This window comes from Luteibacter sp. HAY1-4A, assembly GCF_056755355.1.
The window spans coordinates 1-2,881 of sequence record NZ_JBNDHZ010000095.1; the positions used below are offsets into that span (position 1 = coordinate 1).

General features: G+C 60.4%; 3 protein-coding genes. All 3 read left to right on the forward strand.

Features of this window, described 5'->3' with window-relative positions:
• Positions 1 to 857 (forward strand): hypothetical protein (locus ACPYOD_RS19000; protein WP_481303251.1); only part of this gene is annotated, 857 nt, incomplete at its 5' end.
• Between the two features lie 106 nt (positions 858 to 963).
• Positions 964 to 1,758 carry an Ig-like domain-containing protein gene (locus ACPYOD_RS19005; RefSeq protein ID WP_481303252.1) on the forward strand — a complete coding sequence of 265 codons (795 nt, stop codon included), beginning with the start codon at positions 964 to 966 and terminating at the stop codon, positions 1,756 to 1,758.
• Positions 1,759 to 1,805: 47 nt separating this feature from the next.
• Positions 1,806 to 2,881: hypothetical protein (locus tag ACPYOD_RS19010; protein ID WP_481303253.1), on the forward strand; the 1,076-nt coding region annotated here is incomplete at its 3' end.

The following is a 2,881-nucleotide window of genomic DNA, read 5'->3' on the forward strand; positions in this document are numbered from 1 at the left end:
CAGGCCGCCGTGTGCGCCACATGATCCGGCCCAGCGCCTTGTATCCTTCGCCCGAGCGGGCCTACCAGATCATCGGCAGCAGGGCGCCCGTCATTGTCAGTGTTCAGGACACGAACGGCGACGTGCCGAACAACGGCACCACCTTCGACACCACCCTCACCCTCGCGGGTACCGCCGCGGCAAACCAGACCGTCGAGCTCTTCGACGGCAGCGCGTCCAAGGGCGAGGTCTCCGTCGGGGCCAACGGCCAATGGAGCAAACAGCTCACCGGCCTGGCCCTGGGTAGCCACAGCTTCAAGGCCGTCGGCCAGTACGGCAGCCAGCCGGAATCGGCCGTGTTTACGTTGGCGGTGCTCGCGTCAAATCCGGTCGTCCTCGATTTCGAAGAACTGCCCGTGTGTAGCGATATTTGGGCCTCATTGCCGCAGGGCCGCGCCTATTCCTTAGCTGGAGGACAGGCCACTCTCACCATTTTACGGACAAACGTTTTAACACATCCGTTTTTTAACGATGAGTTCGGTCCCCAAATTACCGGCCGTAGCGTTCAGCTGCAAAACAAAGCCGAGCACTTTATTCTACCAGGCAGTGTAGAGGTGAAGTTTGCCAAGACCGTGTTGAACCTTAGAATTGGTATGGTCTTCTTCCTTTGGCAGGCCGAGTCCTTTGTCGATATGTTCGATGAACAAGGTTTGTTAATCCAAGCGATCAGAGTTGCTCCAAACGATGGACAGTCCGACGTGCGTCTCTGGTTCGAGTACAGCGCCGCAAGACCTATAGCGCGGTTCATTGCGAGAACCGAGAGTCCGGGGCCACAGGCGGGAGCAAGGTGGATGATCGATAATCTGACTGCATGTTAATGACCCGAACGACAAGCGCTCCTGTCAGCTATGCGATGGGAAATGATATCCGCTCGAAGGAAGTAGCCAGGCTGATTCATGCAGGTTCAAGCGTTGAAACAATCAAATGAAAAAGACCAAGGAGGTCATCCATGAACACCGCGAAGCAGGTCGACACAACCAATTCAGAAGTGACGCCCGTCCTCGAAAAGATCGAAGACTCGTGGGGCGAAATACCCTACGGGGGCCGCGCGCCGATATGATCACCGTCGATGCCAGCCGATGGACCACGGAAATAACCCTCAATCCCAACTACGGCACAGGTGGCTTCAAGGCCCGCGGCAACTACGGCAGTCAACCGGAATCGACCATTCGGTCCTTGACCGTGAGGCTGACCATCGATCAATCACCCGTCTCGTTGAACGGCCTCTCTTATGCATGGCTCGACCCCGAGATGCCGCTGTCACCGATACCCTACGAGAACACTTTCATCACGCGCACCCCGTCGGGAGGGACACCCCCGTACACCTATACGTCATCGAATACAGAAATCGCTCGGGTCGAAGCGAGTGGTCGCGTACGGGCGCGAAGGAATGGCACGACGACGATCACCGTAGGAGATGCTGCCGGTGAAACTGCCAACTATTCCGTTACCGTGACCAATGCCTGGATCATGGAACATATCGGATGGTTCATCTGGAACGGCGCCATGGGATATCAGCGACCCGGCGGCCATCTCCCTAGTGGAGAAGAAATGAATTGGATAATCCGTCCTAACTGGACTCCGTGGCCGCTGGCCCCTGCCACGTGGTGGACTGCGGATGAAAACGGTGCCCAAGCTCTTTGGGTCAATGTGCAGCATGGCTCCGCAGGCTGGACCTTGAAGGCAATCGCGTACGACGCGCTCAGCGTATATCGCTGAAGCTTTTTGATCGGACGCAAACGAAAACCCGCACAAGGAAGTCATCAATGAGCACCGCCCCGCCTATCCGCACCACTGCGGCTGACTTGCCCACGCCTCGCATTCCCGATACCACCGACGGTGGCCTGGGCTACGACGAGATCCTGCGCAATCCCAAGCGCAATGTGCTCGTACAGGTCGGACCCTGGGACGGCTTCGTAGACGGCGATACCCTTGCTGTCCTGGTCAACGACGACATCTTCGGCCAGACCGACGCCTCGGCCGCCGACAAGGACAAGGTCGTCGAGGTTTTCGTTCCGGCCATCAACTTCGCCCCCCTCGCCGACGGCCTGTACGACGTGTTTGCCAGGGTTACCAATGCTCTCGGCTTTCCCGTCACCTCTGCCCCCTTGTCCATCCGCCTCAAGCTTGCCGTGCCCGGGGGCATGGATCCGGTGGCAGACACGCCCTACCGCAACGAGAACCTCGCCGCGCCGGTGGTGGAGCCGCTGGTCATCGCGCCGGACACCGCCTCGGCCACGGTCACCATCGCACCCTGGCAGAACAAAGCCGCAGGCGACCGGCTCACCCTGCGCTGGGGCATGGACGGCAACGAACTGGAACATACGGTGCCGGCGGGGGAAGAATCCCGGCCTTACACCTTTCCCGTCGACCGCGCCGTCATCGACGCGGGTGGCTTCGGCGTCGGCGTCAACGTCAACTACGAGGTCGACGACCTCGTCGGGAATTGGTCGCTGTGGTCACCACCGACGCTGGTGGAGACCGAAGACCCCGATGCACTGGATCCCCCCTGGGTCACTCCCACCGTCGACGACGCCGGCAAGGTCATCGACCTCGCGGAGTTGGGCACCGGCGACATCACCGCCAAGGTGTTCAGCCTGCAGCAAGGCGACATCGTCACCGTCCACCTCGACGGGATCACCGCCGAAGGCTCACCCGTGGAGCACACCACTGAGCCGAAGGTAGCCACCGCCGACGGTCAGGTCTTGTCCTTCACCCTGCCCAACGCGCTGTTCCCGCCACTGGCCCAGGGCACCTGCGCCATCGGTTACACCCTGGAGCGCCAAGGGGACACCTATACCTCGGCTCGACGTCGCCTGGAAATCCATGGCCAGCTCACCGC

Coding starts and splice junctions, on each gene's coding strand:
- ACPYOD_RS19005 (WP_481303252.1), top strand. CDS start 964: ATGAAAAAGACCAAGGAGGTCATCCATGAACACCGCGAAGCAGGTCGA.